The organism is Microterricola gilva (assembly GCF_004217495.1).
GTDB lineage: Bacteria > Actinomycetota > Actinomycetes > Actinomycetales > Microbacteriaceae > Microterricola > Microterricola gilva.
Map to the genome: position 1 here is coordinate 3,092,970 of NZ_SHLC01000001.1, position 20,048 is coordinate 3,113,017.

The 20,048-nt window shown below is 65.2% G+C and carries 14 protein-coding genes and 4 rRNA genes; 3 read left to right on the forward strand and 15 right to left on the reverse strand.

The genetic code is table 11. The annotated features are described in order from the left end of the window. Nucleotides 1-27: 27 nt before the first annotated feature. Entirely contained in the window at nt 28-750 is a 723-nt protein-coding gene (locus EV379_RS14305; protein WP_130506729.1) for an RNase H family protein, read from the forward strand. A 246-nt stretch (nt 751-996) separates the two neighbouring features. Here EV379_RS14305 and pnuC read toward each other — a convergent pair whose 3' ends face one another. The 3 genes from pnuC to EV379_RS14320 are packed head-to-tail and all read right to left on the reverse strand — an operon-like array spanning nt 997 to nt 3,473. Continuing rightward, nucleotides 997-1,686, reverse strand: a complete 690-nt coding sequence (gene pnuC, locus EV379_RS14310; RefSeq protein ID WP_130506730.1) for a nicotinamide riboside transporter PnuC — start codon at nt 1,684-1,686, stop codon at nt 997-999. Between the two features lie 6 nt (nt 1,687-1,692). Then, complete coding sequence (locus tag EV379_RS14315) at nt 1,693-2,190, reverse strand: DUF3054 domain-containing protein (protein WP_130506731.1); 498 nt, start codon at nt 2,188-2,190, stop codon at nt 1,693-1,695. 29 nt (nt 2,191-2,219) lie between these two features. Next, nucleotides 2,220-3,473 carry a trans-sulfuration enzyme family protein gene (locus EV379_RS14320; RefSeq protein ID WP_130506732.1) on the reverse strand — a complete coding sequence of 418 codons (1,254 nt, stop codon included), beginning with the start codon at nt 3,471-3,473 and terminating at the stop codon, nt 2,220-2,222. Between the two features lie 235 nt (nt 3,474-3,708). Between EV379_RS14320 and EV379_RS14325 the strand changes: the two genes are divergently transcribed. Further along, nucleotides 3,709-4,095 (forward strand): hypothetical protein, encoded by a 387-nt coding sequence (locus EV379_RS14325; protein WP_130506733.1) that lies wholly within the window; start codon nt 3,709-3,711, stop codon nt 4,093-4,095. Here EV379_RS14325 and EV379_RS14330 read toward each other — a convergent pair. Together EV379_RS14330 and EV379_RS14335 are read right to left on the reverse strand one after the other, a co-directional pair. Further along, complete coding sequence (locus EV379_RS14330; RefSeq protein WP_130506734.1) at nt 4,092-6,095, reverse strand: thioredoxin domain-containing protein; 2,004 nt, start codon at nt 6,093-6,095, stop codon at nt 4,092-4,094. The genes EV379_RS14325 and EV379_RS14330 overlap by 4 nt on opposite strands. A gap of 62 nt (nt 6,096-6,157) precedes the next feature. Beyond that, nucleotides 6,158-7,579, reverse strand: a complete 1,422-nt coding sequence (locus tag EV379_RS14335) for an NtaA/DmoA family FMN-dependent monooxygenase (RefSeq protein WP_130506735.1) — start codon at nt 7,577-7,579, stop codon at nt 6,158-6,160. A gap of 121 nt (nt 7,580-7,700) precedes the next feature. Here EV379_RS14335 and EV379_RS14340 point away from each other — a divergent pair, with 121 nt between their 5' ends. Beyond that, entirely contained in the window at nt 7,701-8,585 is an 885-nt protein-coding gene (locus EV379_RS14340; protein ID WP_130506736.1) for a hypothetical protein, read from the forward strand. Nucleotides 8,586-8,590: 5 nt separating this feature from the next. Here the strand turns inward: EV379_RS14340 and EV379_RS14345 are convergent, their stop codons facing one another. The 10 genes from EV379_RS14345 to EV379_RS14390 all read right to left on the reverse strand — a co-directional run bounded on the left by EV379_RS14345 (nt 8,591) and on the right by EV379_RS14390 (nt 20,047). After that, nucleotides 8,591-9,925, reverse strand: coding sequence for an aminotransferase class V-fold PLP-dependent enzyme (locus EV379_RS14345; protein WP_130506737.1), 1,335 nt, complete (start codon nt 9,923-9,925; stop codon nt 8,591-8,593). Between the two features lie 2 nt (nt 9,926-9,927). After that, nucleotides 9,928-10,521, reverse strand: coding sequence for an FMN reductase (gene msuE / locus EV379_RS14350; protein ID WP_130506738.1), 594 nt, complete (start codon nt 10,519-10,521; stop codon nt 9,928-9,930). Between the two features lie 159 nt (nt 10,522-10,680). After that, nucleotides 10,681-10,797 (reverse strand): 5S ribosomal RNA (rrf, locus tag EV379_RS14355). A gap of 123 nt (nt 10,798-10,920) precedes the next feature. Next, a 5S ribosomal RNA gene (gene rrf, locus EV379_RS14360) occupies nt 10,921-11,037 on the reverse strand. 158 nt (nt 11,038-11,195) lie between these two features. Then, nucleotides 11,196-14,310: ribosomal RNA gene (locus tag EV379_RS14365) — 23S ribosomal RNA — on the reverse strand. A 450-nt stretch (nt 14,311-14,760) separates the two neighbouring features. Next, a 16S ribosomal RNA gene (locus tag EV379_RS14370) occupies nt 14,761-16,288 on the reverse strand. The 16S, 23S and 5S rRNA genes sit together here, the layout of an rRNA operon. 789 nt (nt 16,289-17,077) lie before the next feature. After that, nucleotides 17,078-17,926, reverse strand: a complete 849-nt coding sequence (locus EV379_RS14375) for an aldo/keto reductase (protein WP_130506739.1) — start codon at nt 17,924-17,926, stop codon at nt 17,078-17,080. Between the two features lie 104 nt (nt 17,927-18,030). Further along, the gene (locus EV379_RS14380; RefSeq protein WP_242616393.1) at nt 18,031-18,783 is read right to left on the reverse strand and encodes an ABC transporter permease; all 753 of its coding nucleotides are present in this window, start codon (nt 18,781-18,783) and stop codon (nt 18,031-18,033) included. Then, the gene (locus EV379_RS14385; protein WP_130506740.1) at nt 18,780-19,739 is read right to left on the reverse strand and encodes an ABC transporter ATP-binding protein; all 960 of its coding nucleotides are present in this window, start codon (nt 19,737-19,739) and stop codon (nt 18,780-18,782) included. Before EV379_RS14385 ends, EV379_RS14380 begins: the two co-directional genes overlap by 4 nt. Continuing rightward, on the reverse strand, nt 19,736-20,047 hold the full coding sequence (locus EV379_RS14390) for a winged helix-turn-helix domain-containing protein (protein WP_130506741.1): 312 nt from the start codon (nt 20,045-20,047) through the stop codon (nt 19,736-19,738). Before EV379_RS14390 ends, EV379_RS14385 begins: the two co-directional genes overlap by 4 nt. Between the last annotated feature and the right edge of the window lies 1 nt (nt 20,048).

Below are 20,048 nucleotides of genomic sequence, written 5' to 3' on the forward strand. Positions count from 1 at the left end.
CCCGTCAGGCAATGGAAGACTGGTCTCATGACGATCATTGCCTCCGCCGACGGTTCAGCACTGGGAAACCCCGGCCCGGCCGGCTGGGCGTGGTACGTCGACGACGACTGCTGGGCGGCTGGCGGCTGGCCGCACGCCACCAACAACCAGGGCGAGCTCACCGCCGTGCTCGAGCTGTTCCGCGCGACGGCGCACCTCGACGACGACCTGCACGTGCTCTGCGACAGCCAGTACGTGATCAACTCGGTGACCAAGTGGATGCCGGGCTGGAAGAAGAAGGGCTGGCGCAAGGCCGACGGCAAGCCCGTGATGAACCGCGAGATCCTCCAGGAGCTCGACGCAGCACTCACGGGGCGTCGCTACCGCTTCGAATGGGTCAAGGGCCACGCCAACCACCCCATGAACGAAGCGGCGGATGAGCGCGCCCGCGCCGTCTCCGAGGCCTTCCAGAACCACACACCGATCCCCACCGGACCCGGTTGGACCCGCGGCGGCGCGGCCGCAGTGGCTCCCGTTCCCGGGCTCCGCAGCCCGGCGGCATCCGCACCGCTCGCTCCGCCGAGCGCACCGTCCCAGCCAGACCTGTTCGACTTCGACGAGCTGAGCGGCGAGCTCGACGAGCTCACGCCGGAGAGCGCCGGCTGGCACGAGATCACGCTCACGCTGAGCCCGGAGGAGCACGCCAGGCTGATCGGCCGCGCCCACGACCACGGCCTGAACGCCGAGGAGTTCCTCCGCAGCCTGATCTAGGGCTGGCCTGCGCAGACCGGATGCCGGGGCGCCGGTTCCCCGAGAGCGCTCAGGGCTTCGCGTGCGTCGCTGCTCCTTCGTCGCGGCGCCGCTCGCTCAAGCCAGCGTGCTTCCTCCCGCTGGCTCACGCGCGCATGCCCACACCACCGCGCACGGCATTTTCCACGATGGCTTGAGAGAGCAGCCGAGGAACGAGGCCGCCCCCGAAGCCCTGACACACGCGGACACGTTTCGTCCCGACGGCCGTCAGGCGTCAGCGGCGGCAGGCAGCGCCGGTGCACTGCGGCGTTGCACCCGCATCCAGGTGAAGAAGCCCCAGATCGTGAAGACGCCGTAGAAGACGTAGAGGATCGCGGAGGCGTAGTAGCCGGCGCTGACCAGCAGCGGCACTCCGACGATGTCGACGGCCACCCAGATCAGCCAGAACTCGGTCCAGCCCTTGGCCATCCCCCAGGTCGCCAGCAGCGAGCCGACGAAGATCCAGGCGTCGGCCCAGACCGGTTCGAAGGAACCGAGGGCCGTGAAGATCGGCGTGAGCACCGCCGTTCCGACGACGAGGGCGACGATGATGAACAGCCGGTTGCGCCCGCCAGCCCAGTGCGGCTGCACGGCGACGTGGGTGCCGGTCGAGAGGTCGACGCGCTTGCGGCTCTGCGACCAGCGTACCCAGCCGTAGATCGAGACGGCGATGAACATCAGTTGCCGTCCGGCCTGGCCGAGCAGATTGACCGGGTTCGGGGTGCCGAAGACCGCGCCGAGGAACACCGTGAAGAGCAGCACGTTGCCGACGATTCCGACCGGCCAGGCCCAGACCTTCCGGCGCATGCCGCCGATCGCGCTGGCGATGCCGAAACCGTTGCCGACGATCTCGCGCCAGAGGATCGTCTGGTCGCCGATCACGAGCTGCGCGTCAAAGAGCCATTCGATCAGGTTCATTCAGGCCTAGATCCCCGGGGTGCGGCGGTTGGGGTCCGGTCGGTTCAGCGCGGCCTTGGCGGCGGCCTGGGCTTCGGCGTTCACGACCGCGGCGTCCGCCTCCGCCTGCTTCTTCGCGACGCGCTTGGCCGAGATGCGCTCGATCCAGACGCCGAGCAGGCGCCATCCGACGAGGAACGCGCCGAGTGTCACGGTGGCGACGATGATGAAGGCGATGTCGGTGCCCTGTCCGGAGACCGCGCGCAGCACCATGCCGCCTGCCACGGTCACCAGCCAGATGATGATGCCCGTCGGCCACACCCGGTCGGGCCAGCGCCAGGCACGGGTCACGAGCCAGCCGAGCAGCAGAGCTGCGAAGAACGGCCACGCCGTCTGCCAGACTCCGGCGAGGTTGAACTCCTCGTCGTGGCTGCGCCGGCCGATCAGCACGAACGCGACGATCAGCACGAGGTCGATCAGCAGATCGGGGAGCACCTTGGGCCGGGGTGCGCGTGTTTCAGACATGGTTCCAGTGTAGTTTCGCGGGCGGAGGACTACAGCGGCCCGAAGGTGGCGTCGAGCGCACCGCGCAGATCCGCGATGAGGTCGTCGGCCTCCTCCAGCCCGACCGAGAAGCGCAGGTGCCCCCACTCCCGGAACTCCGCCGGATACGCCGCGACACGGGCACCCTCGGTGCCGACGTGCACGATGAGGGATTCGTCGTGGCCGAGCGAGACGGCCGAGGTGATCACCCGGAGATTCGCGACGAAGCGGTTCTGGACATCACCGTCGCCGCGCACGGCGAACGCCATCATGGCCCCGAACCCACCGAACTGGCTGGCGGCCAACCCGTGTTGCGGGTGCGATGGCAGCCCGGGGTAGCTGACGTAGGCGACGCGCGGATCGGCGGCGAGGAACGCCGCGATGCGCTCGGCGCTGGCCACGTGCTGGCGCAGCCGCAGCGGCAGCGTGACGGAGCCACGCATGATCAGCCACGCGTTGAAGGGGCTGATCACACCGCCGACATCGACCATCGCCTCCTTCTTGATCCGCTGGATCAGCGCGCGGCTGCCGATCACCGCGCCGCCCATCGCGTCGCCGTGCCCGTTGATGTACTTGGTCAGCGAGTGCACAACGAGGTCGGCCCCGTGCTCGATCGGCCGGAACAGCGGCGGTGGCGTGAAGGTCGAGTCGACCGAGAGCAGCGCGCCCGCCTCGTGGGCGATCGCGGCGACCGCGGCGACATCCGTCACCTTGGTGGTCGGGTTCGCAATCGCCTCGATGTGCACGAGCTTGGTGTTGGGGCGGATGCCGGCACGAACGGCATCCAGATCGCTCATGTCGACAAAGCTCGCCTCGATGCCGTACTTCTCGGTGAGCAGCTCGGTGAAGAGCTTGAACGGGGCCTCGTAGCTGACATCGGCGATGATCGCGTGGTCGCCGCTGCGCAGGAAGGTGAAGTAGACGGCGTGCAGGGCCGCGACGCCGCTGCCGAGCACCACGGCGTCCTCTGCGCGCTCGAGCGCGGCGAGCTTGGCCTGCAAACCGAGCTGGTTGGCGCCGCTGTTGCGGGTGTACAGCGGCACATCGGTGCCGGACCAGCTGATCTGTGACGGGTCATCCGGCAGCGCGTAGGAGTTGGCCATGATGATGGGCGTGCGCACGGCGCCGCTCCCGGCGTCGATCGCGTTGCCTGCATGCACGGCCTGGGTCAACAGCCCGAGCGTGCCCGCGTCGTGCTTGTCCGGCCTCGTGCCTGTGCCGAGGGCGGGGTCGGTGTCAGGATGGGCGGCATCTGGCACGGTCATGGCGCCAGCGTACGCCCGCCGCGAGCGGCGCGACCAGCGCCTACCGGCTTCATTACGCCGCGTGGCGGCGGTCGGCGCCCCGCCAATCGCCGAAATGGCGCGGCTCGCCCACTCTCGCAAACTGTTCGTCATCTCCGCGTCATACGACGCCACTACGCTCGGCTCGTGGCCGATTCGGCACGGCAGCCGGGCGACACCGTCTGGCGGGATCGGCTCACGCGACGAGGGGACGCCGATGGACGACAAGATGTTCGGAATTGAGCACGAGGTTGCGCTCGAGCCGGAGCCGGTGGCGCTGCAGAACCTCCGCCAGAACGCCCTCTCGGAGATCGCGACCGTCATCGAGCTGCGCACGGCACTCGGCGAGGAGCCGTGGCGCTTCCTGCCGGAGCTGCCGACCCTTGACGAGCAGGTGATCCTCGACCTCTACCGGGAACGCTGCACCCTGCCGGAGCCAGCAGAGGCCCGGGCCCGCGCCTACCACCCTGCCGCCCGTCCAGGGGCGGCCGAGCGGTTCGAGTTCGACATGCTGCGCGCGATCGCGCTGGAGTACCCGGCGCTCAGCACGACGGTGTGGCGCCTGCTCGACCGGGCGCCGCGCCTGCTCGGACGCGCGGGCTAACGCCCGCGTTCCGCCCCAGGATCGAGATCGGGCTGCAACAGGGCGGCGAGCGCCGCGGCATCCGTCACAGGAAGCCGGCAGACGAACTGCTCACAGAGATAGCTCGCCGCCCGGCCGCGTGCTGTGCGACCGGCGAACAGCTCGAATCCCGCGTCGGCGAATGCCGCAGCCTGGGCCTCGGTCACCACGATGGCGATGGCGACGGATGCCGCCAGCGCCACGTCCAGCAACGCCTCCCCCGCCCGTGACGCATCTGCGTCGGCGTCGGCAGCCACAGCGCCCGTAACCACAGCGCTCGTAACCACACCGCTCGTAACCACACTGACCAGTTGCACGACGGGGCGCTGCAACCGCGCCGCCAGGGTCAGCAGCGCGCCGTAAGCGAGCGGGCGCTCCGCGGCGGTCGGGCCGACGAGCGCGACGGCCTGCTCCGCGGCGTCAAGGTAGCCGCGGTCGCCGCTCAGCAGGTAGAGCTCGAAGGCCGCCGTGCCGATCGCGCTGAGCCCGGACGGGTACGCCCCCTCCGCGGCATCCAACTCCAGAGCGAGGCCCTGCGCGGAGAGGAGAGGCTCAGCCCCGCCCGGCACGGCGAACGGCAGGCGGGAGGAGGCTGCCGCCTCGATGCAGGCGTCGACGAGGTCACGGGCGGTCACCGCGTACCCGGCCTCCCCCGTCGCGACGGCGAGCGCCAGCAAACCGTCGGCGAGCATGCCGAAGTCCTCCAGCGTCGCGGGGGCCGAGGAGACCCGGCTCCCCCGTGATGCCCGCGCCAGGGACCGCCCGCCCCGGCGCGCGTCGTCGGGCCGCCAGTGCAGCGCGAGCAGCTGCTCGGCGGCCGCCCGCGCGGCCTCGACCCAGTCCGGGCGCCGCAGCGCCGTGCCCGCCCTGGCCAGTGCCCCGATCGCGAGGCCGTTCCAGCCGCTCAGCACCTTCTCGTCGAGGGCGGGTGGAGCGACGAGCGCCCGCGCCAGCTCGTCGAGGGCGTAGTAGCCGCCCTCGCTCCGCTGCCCGCCGAGCGTGCTCTCGGAATCCTGGGCGCTGGCGAATGCGCCCGTCGGCAGGCGCAGCACGTCAAGCAGGAACCCGGCGAGCGCGTCGCTGAGCGTTGCCGCCCACACCGCGCCGTCGTTCCGCCACACCTGCACCGCGGCGTCGAGCAGCAGCGCATTGTCGTAGAGCATGCGCTCGTAGTGCGGGTCGCCCCAGTCCCGCCGGGTCGAGTAGCGGAAGAAGCCGCCCTCGACGGGGTCTCGCAGCGGGGACGCCCCCATCACCTTGAGCGTGCGTGCGCCGAGGGCGGCGCCGGTGCCTGGCTGCTCCAGCAGGAATCCGAGCACGGGCGCGACGGGGAACTTGGGATCCGCGAACTCCGGAGGCGTGCCGAAGCCGCCGAACAGTGGGTCCTCGAGTGCGGCCACCCGCGCGACGGCGTCCGCGAGGGCGGATGCGCCGATGCCCTGCCCGGCGCCGGGCCCGTCCCCCTGAGCGCTGCCGATGGCGGCGGATGCCGCGAGCGCCGCCGCCACGGCATCCGCGGTCTCGGCCACCTCGGTACGGCGGAGGGTCCAGGCGTTCGTCACCGCCGCCAGCACCCCGGCGAATGCCGGCATGCCGTTGACGGGGCGGGGCGGGAAGTAGCTGCCGGCGTAGAAGGGGCGCCCGCCCGGCGTCGTGAAGACGTTGAGCGGCCAGCCGAGGTTCCGGGTGAAGGCGGAGGCGGCGGCCATGTAGCTCGCGTCGACATCAGGGTGCTCCTCGCGGTCGACCTTGATCGCGACGAAGTGGGCGTTGAGGGTGGCGGCGAGCGTCGGATCGCTGAAGCTCTCCCTGGCCATGACGTGGCACCAGTGGCAGGTGGAATAGCCGATGGACACGAGCACGGGCACGTCGCGCCTGGCCGCCTCGGCGAAGGCTTCCTCACCCCACGGCCACCAGTCGACGGGATTCTCCGCGTGTGAGCGCAGATAAGGACTGATCGCATCGGCCAGTCGATTCGCCATGCTCACAGCGTAGCCCTGACCCCTGCCCCGCTGGCCCGCTGGCCCGCTGGAGCAGGCGACGGCTAGGCCTCGAGCCTGAGCTCCCGTTCCAGCTGCCGTTCGCGCTCCGCCGCGTAGACGTTCTGCGGGCGCTCCAGGCCGAGGTGCTCACGCAGGGTGCGCCCCGTGTACTCGGTGCGGAACAGCCCGCGTCGCTGCAGCTCCGGCACGACGAGACTCGTGAACGCCTCGAACTGCTCGCCCATGAACGCGGTGAGCACGTTGAACCCGTCGACCGCGCCCGCCTCGAACCACCGCTGGAAGTGGTCGGCGACCGAGGCGGCATCGCCGACGACGACCGCCGACGGCACGACGTGCGTCACCAACAGGTGCCGGAGTGTCACGGGGCGATCGGCATCACCGACGGTGCGGCCGGTGCGCTCGGTCACCGTGGCGAGCAGTTGCAGCCCGACGTCGCTGAATTTCGCCACCTGCCGCGCGGTGACGGCGGTATCGAAGCCGACGGGACCGAGCGCGACGCCGACGACACCGGAGAGCGCCCGCACGGTACGCCCGGCCGGGAAGTCGGGTGCGCCTTCCAACTCTCCGCCCTCGTCGAGCGGAACCAGGGCGATGAGCTCATCGAAGATCGCCCACGCCTCCTCCACGGTCGGCGCGACGATCGGCAGGATCGGGGTGACGACCTTGAGCTGATCGGAGTTGCGTCCAACCGTCACCGCCTGCGTCTTCAGCGAGGTGCGCAGTGCAACGCCCTCCTCGAGCGAGCGCACGGCGACGAGGGCTACATCCGCGAGCTCTCCAACAAGCTGCCGCGACCGCAGGGATGTGCCGGCGTGCACGATCGGCAGGTGCCCCTGAACCGGGCGATCGACGTTCAGCGGGCCGGTCACTCGCACGTGCTCGCCGACGAAGTCGGCCCGGTGCAGCTTGGCCGGGTCGAGCAGCTGCCCTCCGGCGGTGTCGCGCACGAATGCGCCGTCCTCGAAGGAGTCCCAGAGCAACCGCAGGGCCTGTACGAACTCGCTGGCCTGGTCGTAGCGGTGCTCGTTCGGCGCGTGGGCGTCGCGGCCGTGGTTGCCGGCCGCGCGCGGCTCCGCCCCCGTCACGACATTGAGGCCGGCCCGGCCGTCACTGAGCAGGTCGACGGATGCCGTGGCCCGCGCCAACGCATAGGGGTCGCTGTATGTGGTGTTGGCCGTCGCGATCAGGCCGATCCGCTTGGTCACGCCTGCCAGGTAGGTGATCGCGGAGAGCGGGTCGATCCTGGCCACGAGGTACGGGTCGCGGAACTCCAGGTCGTGCCCCGTCGCCAGCCAATCGCCGAAGAAGAGGTAGTCCAGCTTGGCCGCCTCGGCCAGCTTCGCGGTGCGCCGAAGCACGGCGCCATCCCCGCGCGGGTTGTTGTGCGCGCCGGGATAGCGCCACCCGGATGGGTAGCCGCCCAGCGCCCGGAACATTGCTCCGATGATGATCTGCTCGCTCATGCAGGGCACGTTACGCCGGGCGCCGGGCGGGCGCCCGCGTGTTACGGGGCGCTGTTCATACGGGGAAACGCGACGTAACGTGGAGGGATCGGAGCGACCCCCGGGAGTGGGAGGTGGCAGCGTGGCCGTACAGATGGGCTTCGCCGCGTTCAGTGATGACGCACTTGCCAGAGAGCGCGCGCTCGCCCGCGAGCAGGTCTATTCACGGCAGGGCCAGCAGGAGGAGCCGGGCGAGTACACGGACCCGGACAGCGGGCGAACCGTGCTGCTGCGGGCGAGCGAATGGCGGCTGCTGCAACTCGAGCGCGAGCTGGCACGCCGGGCGGCGCGACGCGACGCCACGACGGCCGAGCCGGCCGACCTCGGGTCGGGGCAGCGGCCGGGTCCCCGTCCCGATGGGGGCGTTGAGGATGCCGGCGCAGCGGCATCCGCACAGAGTCGGCCGGCCGGCCGGCGTCTCCTCCGGCGATCATGGGCGCCCTTCGGCGCCGGCCTGCTCCTCGGCGCCCTGGCCGCACTCACCACGACGGGCATTCTGCGGGCGCCAGACCTCGCGCTGTTCGGGGCCGGCCCGGCGGAGCAGACGCCGACGCCGACGCCCATGGCGGACGGCTACGAAGCCCTGCTGAACGTGTTCAGCGCGGACGGCAAGGGCAGCCACGAGGCGAGCCTCCCCGCCGTGCTCGAGTCGAGCTTTGCCCCGGACGACGTCGCAATCGTGTTCCTTCCCGCAAACGGCAACACCGGCACCCGCGTGTACGCCGCCCGCAACGGCCCCGCGCAGCTCTGCCTCGTCGCGGTGATCCCCTCGCAACAGCTGGCCTTGAACTGTGGCGAGCTCGCCGATGTCGCCAGGGGCGGACTCACCCTGCACTTCTGGCTCACCGACGGGCTGCAGCAGGCTCGCTCGCTACTCGGCGACAACGTCGACATCACGGCCTCGATGGCCACCGTCAGCTGGAACCCCGACGGCTCGTTCAGCATCACGCAGACGCCGATCGACTGAGTGGCCTAGCGCACGGCGCAGCCGAACGACGAGGCCTCGCCGCTTGTCGCCGGTGCCCACTCCGGGTGCGGTCGGTCATCCTCGTCGAGCTGCCACTGGCCATCGACCTCGCTGTAGCCGGCGGCGGGGCCGTTCTCGAGCAGTTCGCTGAGCGCGTGCAGCAGGGCGTCGACATCGGCGGTGCTCGAACCGAGCCCGAAGCTCGCACGCACCGCGGCCTTTCCCTGCCCGATGCGCTCCAGCAGCGGGTGGGCACAGAAGCGTCCGTCGCGCACGGCGATCCCCCACTCCGCGGAGAGCACGAGGGCCGCGAGTCGGGCGTCGAGCCCGTCGATGTGGAACGAGACGACGCCGACCGGGTCGACGCTGTCGGAGAAGATGCGGTTCACGTGCACCCGCGGCAGTGCCTCGAGCCCCGTCAACAGCCGCTCGCGCAGGGCGCTCTCGTGATCGTGCCACTCGGCGTCGTCGAGGGCATCGATGGCCTGGATGGCGCGGGCGAGCGCCACTACGCCGAGCACATTCGGCGATCCGGCCTCGTGCCTGGCCGGGCCGAGCCGCCAGGCCGCGCCGTCGAGCGTCACGGATGTCACAGCGCCGCCCCCGCGCAGATACGGCGGCGCGGCGTCCAGCCAGTCCCTCCGACCGACGAGCACGCCGGCACCGAATGGGGCGTAGGTCTTGTGGCCGGAGAAGGCCAGGTAGTCGACACCGTCGAAGGCGAGGTCGACGCGACGGTGCGGCACGAGCTGCGCGCCGTCGACGGCGAGCCGTGCGCCGTGGCGGTGTGCGATGGTGGCGAGGCGCCGCAGTGGCAGGGTCTCCCCCGTCACGTTGCTGGCCCCGGTCACGGTGAGCAGCGCGGCGGGGCGCGCCTGCAGTTCGGCCTCGACGAGGAGCAGTGTCTCGGCGATGGTCTGGCCGGCCTGCACGACCCTGGCGCCCCTGCCGCCCTCCGCGCTCCACGGCAGCAGATTCGCGTGGTGTTCGATGTCGAGCAGCACGGTCTCGCCCGGAACGGCAGACGCAAGCAGTCCGAGAGCATCGGTGGTGTTGCGGGTGAAGACCACGGCATCGCCGACGCGGGCGCCGACGAATCCGCCGACGATGTCGCGCGCGTGCTCGTAGGCGGCCGTCGACACCTGTGAGGCGTAGCCGGCACCGCGGTGCACGCTCGAGTAGTACGGCAGCACCTCACTGAGGTGTGTGGCGACGGATTCGAGGGCGGGGGCGCTGGCCGCGTAGTCGAGGTTCACGGCCCTGGCTTCGCCGCCGCCCTGCAGCGGCACGGAGAGCTCACCGCCGACGACCGGCAGCAACGGACAATCAGAGATCGACATCCTCACCACGCCCCGACGTATGCGACGGGGTCGGCCGTCGGCGCGAGCGCGGCGCGCACGAGCGGCAGTCCCTGCGCGATGGCCTGGTCGATCCGGGCGGTCAGCGCGGGGTTGCTGACCTCGTAGGCGGTGAAGTCGGAATCCTGCGCGTAGACCCCGATCGGCAGCGTGAGCGCCTGGAAGAACGAGAACAACGGCCGTTCCTGGTGCTCGATGATGAGTGCGTGCTTGTCGCTTCCTCCGGTCGCCGCGAGCAGGACCGGGGTCCCGCGCAGCGAATACTGTCCGACGAAGTCGAAGACGTGCTTGAACAGCCCGGTGAACGAGGCCCGGTAGACGGGGCTCGCCACGACGAGCAGATCCGCCTCCTCGATGCGCACGATCTCCGCTTCGGCCTCTGCCGAGAGCTCGTCGCGGCGCAGCGCCCCACTGAATGCCCGACCGACCTCGCTCAGCTCGATCAGGTGTACGTCGATGTCATAGGAGCCGCCCAGTGCCCGCTCGAGCGCCACGAGAATGGCGCGAACGAGCGCGGTGGTCTTGGATGGCGCGTGCAGACTGCCGGAGACGGCGACAACGCGGAGTGAGCGGGGCATGCAGTGAACGCTATTCCGGGCGGGCGGATGCCGCGAGCCCCGGTGACACGCGACGTAAGAGTCGCGCAACACGGCGTAAGAGTCACCCGGCCGAAGTCGGAGTGCCGACACAAAAAAAGAGGCCACCCGCACAGGCGGGTGGCCTCTTCCAACAGTTGAGTCCGGCGGTGTCCTACTCTCCCACAGGGTCCCCCCTGCAGTACCATCGGCGCTGAGAGTCTTAGCTTCCGGGTTCGGAATGTAACCGGGCGTTTCCCTCTCGCTATGGCCACCGAAACAGCACATAGTTGATATGGCTCAAGTCTATACGAGGCGGCGGGTGGCTCAGTACCGCGGCCGGCGGGTGGGGTGTTAACGAAAGAAAGCCACCCCCGAGGGGGTGGCTTTCTTCCAAAGTAAGTCCGGCGGTGTCCTACTCTCCCACAGGGTCCCCCCTGCAGTACCATCGGCGCAGAGAGTCTTAGCTTCCGGGTTCGGAATGTAACCGGGCGTTTCCCTCTCGCTATGGCCGCCGAAACACTATTGATGTATCAAAGTGAATCAAACAACCAACACACAAAAGTGTTGGTGTTTGGTTCTCGACCGTACATCGAGAACCACATAGTGGACGCAAGCATTCTCACGGACTCTCACCGTGCCACACACACCAGCCTTACAACGATGTGTGTGTAATGATTTTCAAGATATCGGCTTATTAGTACTGGTCAGCTCCACGAGTCTTTAGTCCTCGCTTCCACATCCAGCCTATCAACCCAGTCGTCTACTGGGAGCCTCTCACCCGAAGGTATGGAAATCTCATCTCAAGGCCGGCTTCCCGCTTAGATGCTTTCAGCGGTTATCCATTCCGAACGTAGCTAATCAGCGGTGCTCCTGGCGGAACAACTGACACACCAGAGGTTCGTCCAACCCGGTCCTCTCGTACTAGGGTCAGATCCTTTCAAATTTCCTGCGCGCGCAGCGGATAGGGACCGAACTGTCTCACGACGTTCTAAACCCAGCTCGCGTACCGCTTTAATGGGCGAACAGCCCAACCCTTGGGACCTACTCCAGCCCCAGGATGCGACGAGCCGACATCGAGGTGCCAAACCATGCCGTCGATATGGACTCTTGGGCAAGATCAGCCTGTTATCCCCGAGGTACCTTTTATCCGTTGAGCGACAGCGCTTCCACAAGCCACTGCCGGATCACTAGTCCCGACTTTCGTCCCTGCTCGACTTGTCAGTCTCACAGTCAAGCTCCCTTGTGCACTTACACTCGACACCTGATTGCCAACCAGGTTGAGGGAACCTTTGGGCGCCTCCGTTACTTTTTGGGAGGCAACCGCCCCAGTTAAACTACCCACCAGGCACTGTCCCTGAACCGGATCACGGTTCGAAGTTAGATGTCCAGAGTGACCAGAGTGGTATTTCAACAATGACTCCACCTGAACTAGCGTCCAAGCTTCAAAGTCTCCCACCTATCCTACACAAGTCACACCGAACACCAATACCAAGCTGTAGTAAAGGTCACGGGGTCTTTCCGTCCTGCTGCGCGTAACGAGCATCTTTACTCGTAGTGCAATTTCGCCGAGTTCGCGGTTGAGACAGCTGGGAAGTCGTTACGCCATTCGTGCAGGTCGGAACTTACCCGACAAGGAATTTCGCTACCTTAGGATGGTTATAGTTACCACCGCCGTTTACTGGGGCTTAAATTCTCAGCTTCGCTTACGCTAACCGTTCCTCTTAACCTTCCAGCACCGGGCAGGCGTCAGTCCGTATACATCGTCTTGCGACTTAGCACGGACCTGTGTTTTTAGTAAACAGTCGCTTCCCACTGGTCTCTGCGGCCGTCAAACGCTCCAGGAGTAAATCCCTTCACGCCTCAGGCCCCCCTTCTCCCGAAGTTACGGGGGCATTTTGCCGAGTTCCTTAACCACGATTCTCTCGATCTCCTTAGTATTCTCTACCTGACCACCTGAGTCGGTTTGGGGTACGGGCACATTGAACCTCGCGTCGATGCTTTTCTTGGCAGCATAGGATCACCGATTTCGACTAACGTCTACCCATCGGGTCTCAGCCTTATATGAGAGACGGATTTGCCTATCTCTCGGCCTACACCCTTAGACCGGGACAACCATCGCCCGGCTCGGCTACCTTCCTGCGTCACACCTGTTAATACGCTAACCGCACCAGCATAGGGTCGTGTGCTAGGCCCACACGCATCACCCCGAAGGGATCCGTCACGGGGATTCAGACACTTAGCATTACTGGATTAGCTTGGGCGGTTCTTCTGCGGTACGGGAATATCTACCCGTTGTCCATCGACTACGCCTGTCGGCCTCGCCTTAGGTCCCGACTTACCCAGGGAAGATTAGCTTGACCCTGGAAACCTTGGTCTTCCGGAGGACGGGTTTCTCACCCGTCTTTCGCTACTCATGCCTGCATTCTCACTCGTGTGGCCTCCACGGCTGGTTTACACCGCCGCTTCACTGGCCACACGACGCTCTCCTACCCATCAATACGGCTGGACCACGAAGGCCTACCTAAAATATCAATGCCACAACTTCGGTGGCGTGCTTGAGCCCCGTTACATTGTCGGCGCGGAATCACTTGACCAGTGAGCTATTACGCACTCTTTCAAGGGTGGCTGCTTCTAAGCCAACCTCCTGGTTGTCTGTGCAACTCCACATCCTTTCCCACTTAGCACGCGCTTTGGGACCTTAGTTGGTGGTCTGGGTTGTTTCCCTCTCGACAATGAAGCTTATCCCCCACTGTCTCACTGCTGCGCTCTCACTTACCGGCATTCGGAGTTTGGCTAACGTCAGTAACCTTGTAGGGCCCATCGGCTATCCAGTAGCTCTACCTCCGGCAAGAAACACGCAACGCTGCACCTAAATGCATTTCGGAGAGAACCAGCTATCACGAAGTTTGATTGGCCTTTCACCCCTATCCACAGCTCATCCCCTCAGTTTTCAACCTAAGTGGGTTCGGTCCTCCACGACGTCTTACCGTCGCTTCAACCTGGCCATGGATAGATCACTTCGCTTCGGGTCTAGGACCAGCGACTCAATCGCCCTATTAAGACTCGCTTTCGCTACGCATTCCCCTCACGGGTTAAGCTCGCCACTGATCACTAACTCGCAGGCTCATTCTTCAAAAGGCACGCTGTCACCAGAATCAGACTGGCTCCAACGGTTTGTAAGCAAACGGTTTCAGGTACTATTTCACTCCCCTCCCGGGGTACTTTTCACCTTTCCCTCACGGTACTTGTTCACTATCGGTCATGTAGGAGTATTTAGGCTTATCAGGTGGTCCTGACAGATTCACACGGGATTTCTCGGGCCCCGTGCTACTTGGGATACTCTTCGCGCCATTGGAACATTTCGACTACCGGGCTGGCACCGTCTATGGCCAGGCTTTCAAACCTGTTCGTCTATATTCCTCTGTAACGCTCACTGTTCGGCAGAAGCAGCAGAAAAGTCCCGCAACCCCGACCATGCAACACCTGCCGGCTATCACACATGATCGGTTTAGCCTCTTCCGGGTTCGCTCGCCACTACTAACGGAATCACTATTGTTTTCTCTTCCTGTGGGTACTGAGATGTTTCACTTCCCCACGTTCCCTCTACCCGCCCTATATATTCAGGCGGGAGTCACTAGGTTGCCCGAAAGCACCCAGCGGGGTTTCCCCATTCGGACATCCTCGGATCACAGTTCGTTTATCAACTCCCCGAGGCTTATCGCAGATTACTACGTCCTTCTTCGGCTCTACATGCCAAGGCATTCACCGTTTGCTCTTAGAATCTTGAAATCACATGAGTTTGAATCGATCTTTCGTTCAGAAAAATTGACCAATGATTAGTCGAACACCAACCGAAGCTGGTGTCCTAAAAATCTTTGTGATTGACATCCGAAGACATCAATCTAAGATGCTCGCGTCCACTGTGTAGTTCTCAAAGTACGGGCGGTACTCCCCCAACACCTGCCGGCTTGCGCCTGTGCGGATGTTGACCGAAGTCCAGAAGGTCGTCCACGTCAAAACGTGACCCGGTCCTTCAGGACCCAACAGCGTGCATCCGCAACCCTCCCCAGGCCCCAGCGTTCCTTCCCCACAAGTGAGGCGTACTAACCGAAATCTGATTCGTGTTGCGGCAATGTCAATGTTCCACCCATGAGCGCCACCCGAGAACATTCGCCTCGGATATGGCTGGCACCTATGTGATCTCCCTGTATACAGAGGAGAGGTGCACGTGCTCCTTAGAAAGGAGGTGATCCAGCCGCACCTTCCGGTACGGCTACCTTGTTACGACTTAGTCCTAATCACCGATCCCACCTTCGACAGCTCCTTCCCACAAGGGGTTAGGCCACCGGCTTCGGGTGTTACCGACTTTCATGACTTGACGGGCGGTGTGTACAAGGCCCGGGAACGTATTCACCGCAGCGTTGCTGATCTGCGATTACTAGCGACTCCGACTTCATGAGGTCGAGTTGCAGACCTCAATCCGAACTGAGACCGGCTTTTTGGGATTCGCTCCACCTTACGGTATCGCAGCCCTTTGTACCGGCCATTGTAGCATGCGTGAAGCCCAAGACATAAGGGGCATGATGATTTGACGTCATCCCCACCTTCCTCCGAGTTGACCCCGGCAGTATCCCATGAGTTCCCACCATTACGTGCTGGCAACATAGGACGAGGGTTGCGCTCGTTGCGGGACTTAACCCAACATCTCACGACACGAGCTGACGACAACCATGCACCACCTGTTTACGAGTGTCCAAAGAGTTGACCATTTCTGGCCCGTTCTCGTATATGTCAAGTCTTGGTAAGGTTCTTCGCGTTGCATCGAATTAATCCGCATGCTCCGCCGCTTGTGCGGGCCCCCGTCAATTCCTTTGAGTTTTAGCCTTGCGGCCGTACTCCCCAGGCGGGGAACTTAATGCGTTAGCTGCGACACGGAGACCGTGGAATGGTCCCCACATCTAGTTCCCAACGTTTACGGCATGGACTACCAGGGTATCTAATCCTGTTCGCTCCCCATGCTTTCGCTCCTCAGCGTCAGTTACGGCCCAGAGATCTGCCTTCGCCATCGGTGTTCCTCCTGATATCTGCGCATTCCACCGCTACACCAGGAATTCCAATCTCCCCTACCGCACTCTAGTCTGCCCGTACCCACTGCAGGCTGGGGGTTGAGCCCCCAGATTTCACAGCAGACGCGACAAACCGCCTACGAGCTCTTTACGCCCAATAATTCCGGACAACGCTTGCACCCTACGTATTACCGCGGCTGCTGGCACGTAGTTAGCCGGTGCTTTTTCTGCAGGTACCGTCACTTTCGCTTCTTCCCTACTAAAAGAGGTTTACAACCCGAAGGCCGTCATCCCTCACGCGGCGTTGCTGCATCAGGCTTTCGCCCATTGTGCAATATTCCCCACTGCTGCCTCCCGTAGGAGTCTGGGCCGTGTCTCAGTCCCAGTGTGGCCGGTCACCCTCTCAGGCCGGCTACCCGTCGTCGCCTTGGTGAGCCATTACCTCACCAACAAGCTGATAGGCCGCGAGCTCATCCTTGACCAAAATTCTTTCCACCCCCAGGAGATGCCTCCGAGGGTCGTATCCGGTATTAGACGTCGTTTCCAACGCTTATCCCAGAGTCAAGGGCAGATTGCTCACGTGTTACTCACCCGTTCGCCACTAATCCACCAGGTGCAAGCACCCAGCTTCATCGTTCGACTTGCATGTGTTAAGCACGCCGCCAGCGTTCGTCCTGAGCCAGGATCAAACTCTCCGTAAATGTTTAATAGCCAGCCACCGAAGCAACTGACACATTTTGCGCGTCGGCACCACCGGAATAGGCGGACACCTCAGCAAGTTTGAAACTGACAGAACAAATCATTACTGACTTGCTTTGTTGTTTAAATGTTTTCCAAAGGAATCTCCTACCTCACAAAGAGGTACGAGGTTTTTGGCATTTGACATTGTGCACGCTGTTGAGTTCTCAAGGATCGGATGCACCCGGATTCTTGCCGCTTTACTCGCGGCTGCCGCTCCGAGGCAACTTCTCTAACTTACCAGATCATCCCCTCCCCGCAAAACCGAGCGAATCAGACACTCCAGGCCCGAAAGCACCAGAAACCGACTCAAACCCGAAGGCGAGAAGAAGAAGAGGCAAGTGTCAATCTTAGGCGTGAAACCCGGCCACCGCAAATGCGGCAAACAAAGGATTTATGGCTAAGATCTGTGTTCCCGCTTGAGGCCGGCCTGCGTTTTCCGCTTCCAAACCTGTGGGGCAACAAGGAAGACATTACGCGGCATCCAGCCCCCTGCGCAAAACGAGCAGCGGCGCCGGGCGTGTCGCGAAGCGCGACGCGCAGCGTCGCGAAAGGCGGCAGCCCCCACCCCGGCAAACCCGGGACCCGCCACCGATGCCGGCCCGGTTACAACACAAGGCCCCGGCCGAGCGAGCGCTCAGACCGGGGCCTTGAGCAGTAGGGGGTTTCGACAAGCTCAACCAACGGGTGGGGCTCCCCCGACGGGAGGGATCCCAACCAGCGATGTCGAGACTGCGCGAGAAGCCTGCGTGTCAGTTGACGTCGTCGGGGTGCGAGGCGACGCGGCCCTCACGCTCGAGCGCGGTGATGGCGGTCTGCTCGGCATCCGTCAGCTCGAAGTCGAACACGTCGAAGTTCTCCGCCATGCGCTCACGCCGATTGGACTTCGGGAACACGATGTTGCCCTGCTGCAGGTGCCAGCGGATGACGACCTGTGCTGGCGTCTTGCCGTGCGCCTCTGCCGACGCCGTGACCTCCGGCAGCTCGAACAGGTTGTACTTGCCCTGGCCGAGCGGGCCCCATGCCTCGATCTTGATGCCGTGTTGCGCACTGAGCGCCGTGGTGGCCGGCTGCTGGTGGGCGGGGTGGAGTTCGATCTGGTTGACGGCCGGCACGACATCCGTCTCGGCGAGAAGGCGGCGGAGGTAGGGAACCGTGAAGTTGGAGACACCGATGCTGCGTGCCCGACCACTCTCGCGGATCTTCTCCAGAGCCTTCCACGCCTCGACGAAGCGGTCGTTCGCCGGTGCGGGCCAGTGGATCAGGTAGAGGTCGACCTCATCGAGCCCGAGCTGCTCGAGGCTGCGATCGAAGGCGTCGAAGGCCGACTGGGTTCCCTGGTCGTCGTTCCACAGTTTGGTCGTGATGAAGAGCTCGTCGCGGGCGATGCCCGAATCGGCGATGGCCCTGCCGACGCCGGCCTCATTGCCGTAGATCCGAGCGGTGTCGATGTGGCGGTAGCCGACCTCGAGGGCATCCGTGACGATGCGCTCGGTCTCGACGGGGTCGACCTTGAAGACGCCGAAGCCGAGCTGCGGAATGGTGCGGCCGTCGTTCAGCGTGACTGTGGGGACTGTCGTGTTCTCAGCTGCGATGCTCATTGCCTCATCCCATCACGGATGCCGCGGGCCCGGCCCATCATTGCGAACCGTTTCGCCACCGGCGAAGTCGCGTCCGCGCCATCTGTGCTGGGCAGCGAAGCGCACTAGTGGTAGCGGCGGCCCTCGTCGCGGCGGAACAGGAACAGCGCGGTGGCGAGGCCGAGCACGGTCCAGACGAGGATCCCGACCCACACCCACCATTCGAGTTCCCCGCCCTGCACGGCCCAGATGACGAACTCGCGGGCCTGACGTGACGGGGTGAACTTGGACAGGGTGTTGAGCCAGTCGGCGAAGAGGATCGGCGGCAGGAACAGGCCGCCGGCGAAGGCGAGCGCGAACATCACGACCTGCACGACGGCGATCGCCGCCTTCGACGGCATCGAGTAGCCGATGCAGATACCGATGAGCATGAACGGCAGAGCGGAGACCGCGAGTGCGGCGAAGCCGGCGAGGATGCGCGGCGGCGACGCCTCGGCGGCGGTGAAGAGACCGCCGATCACGATGACGGGGATGATCGCGGCGAGCCCGAGCATGCCGGTGGAGAACACCTGGGCCAGCACCCGCGAGAGGCCGGGCGCCGGCAGGGTGCGCAGGTACGGATCCCACGGCTTCTCCCTGTTCTCGGCGATCGTCAGCCCGAAGCTGAACAGCGCATTCGACATCACCGCGAACACGGCGAGCGAGATGACGGCCTGGGTGGCGAAGAGCGGGTCGTTCGCGACCGTGCGCTGCGGCACGACGAAGAACAGCAGGGCCAGCGCGGGGAAGACGAGCGATCCGATCAGGGCGATGGGGATGCGCGCCGTCTCGATCAGGTCGTACTTCGCGTGCAGCATGGCCAGTGACATGGTGCTCATCGGGCGACTTCCTCGGTCTCGGTCGGGGCGGGCGATGCGGCGGCCCGGTTTGAGTGGGCCCTGTCCGACTCGGTCAGGGTGAGGAAGGCCTCCTCGAGCGTTGCGCCGCGCACGGCGAGATCGGCGAAGCGGATGCCGGAGCCCACGAGTTCGCGGATCAACTGATCGGAGTCGGCCGTGTAGAGCAGCAGCTCGGCGGCATCCGCCGAATCGGCTCCGACCGTCTCGGCCCGGGCCACTCCTGGCAGCGCACCGACGGCGGAGGGCTCCGGCGTGCGCAGCCGGATCTGGCGCACGCCGACCTTGCCGACGATGGCCTGAAGCGTGTCATCGGCGATGACCCGGCCACCCGCCATGACAACCACGCGTTCGGCGAGAGCCTCGATCTCTTCCAGGTAGTGACTCGTGACGACAACCGTCGCGCCGGCTTCGTGCTGGCGGCGCACCGCCTGCCACAGGGTGTGCCTGCCGTCGATGTCGAGACCCGTCGTCGGCTCGTCGAGCAGCACGAGTTTGGGCCGGCCGACGAAAGCAAGCGCGACGCTGAGCCGGCGCTTCTGCCCGCCGGAGAGCGCACCGGCCTGGCGCTTGAGCAGCGGAGTGAGCCCGAACTCCTCCGCGAGCGCCTCCGTGCGCATCGGCTGCTCGAAGTGCTTGCCGACGAAGTCGATGACCTCGCCGACGCGCAGCGTCGGGGGCAGCGCCGTCTCCTGCGGCGTGCTGCCGAGGCTCTGCCGTGAGCGCACGTCCTGTGGCGAGCGGCCGAGCAGGGTGACGCTGCCGGATGTCGGGCGGCGCAGCCCGTTCAACAATGAGATGAGCGTCGTCTTGCCCGCCCCGTTCGGGCCGAGCAGGCCGAGCATGCTGCCCGCCTCGATCTCGAGGGTGACGTCGTCGACGGCGAGCACATCGCCGAAGCGGCGACTGGCGTGATCGAGCTGGGCGAGGGCGGTCATGCTGTGCCTCCAAGGAGCTGCTTGAGCGCGTCGGTGTAGTCCTCGAAGGCGCGGCGACCGGCTTTGCTGAGGGAGATGTAAGTGACGGGCGTGCGACCCTGGTGGGTCTTCTCCACCTCGACGTATTCGGCGTCCTCGAGCTTGCGGAGGTGCGTGGAGAGGTTGCCCGGCGTCATGTCGAGCAGTTCCTGCAGCCGCGGGAAGGAGATCTTGTCGCCGGGCGGGATCGTGGCGAGCGTCGCTGTGATCTTGAGGCGGGCGGCGGCGTGGATCACCGGGTCGAGCTCGCCCTGCTGCACGGGAGCCATG

Coding starts and splice junctions, on each gene's coding strand:
- EV379_RS14345 (WP_130506737.1), bottom strand. CDS start 9,925: ATGTCGATCTCTGATTGTCCGTTGCTGCCGGTCGTCGGCGGTGAGCTC.
- EV379_RS14380 (WP_242616393.1), bottom strand. CDS start 18,783: ATGAGCACCATGTCACTGGCCATGCTGCACGCGAAGTACGACCTGATC.
- EV379_RS14315 (WP_130506731.1), bottom strand. CDS start 2,190: ATGTCTGAAACACGCGCACCCCGGCCCAAGGTGCTCCCCGATCTGCTG.
- EV379_RS14305 (WP_130506729.1), top strand. CDS start 28: ATGACGATCATTGCCTCCGCCGACGGTTCAGCACTGGGAAACCCCGGC.
- EV379_RS14390 (WP_130506741.1), bottom strand. CDS start 20,047: ATGGCTCCCGTGCAGCAGGGCGAGCTCGACCCGGTGATCCACGCCGCC.
- EV379_RS14385 (WP_130506740.1), bottom strand. CDS start 19,739: ATGACCGCCCTCGCCCAGCTCGATCACGCCAGTCGCCGCTTCGGCGAT.
- EV379_RS14335 (WP_130506735.1), bottom strand. CDS start 7,579: ATGAGCGAGCAGATCATCATCGGAGCAATGTTCCGGGCGCTGGGCGGC.
- msuE (WP_130506738.1), bottom strand. CDS start 10,521: ATGCCCCGCTCACTCCGCGTTGTCGCCGTCTCCGGCAGTCTGCACGCG.
- pnuC (WP_130506730.1), bottom strand. CDS start 1,686: ATGAACCTGATCGAATGGCTCTTTGACGCGCAGCTCGTGATCGGCGAC.
- EV379_RS14375 (WP_130506739.1), bottom strand. CDS start 17,926: ATGAGCATCGCAGCTGAGAACACGACAGTCCCCACAGTCACGCTGAAC.
- EV379_RS14320 (WP_130506732.1), bottom strand. CDS start 3,473: ATGACCGTGCCAGATGCCGCCCATCCTGACACCGACCCCGCCCTCGGC.
- EV379_RS14330 (WP_130506734.1), bottom strand. CDS start 6,095: ATGGCGAATCGACTGGCCGATGCGATCAGTCCTTATCTGCGCTCACAC.
- EV379_RS14325 (WP_130506733.1), top strand. CDS start 3,709: ATGGACGACAAGATGTTCGGAATTGAGCACGAGGTTGCGCTCGAGCCG.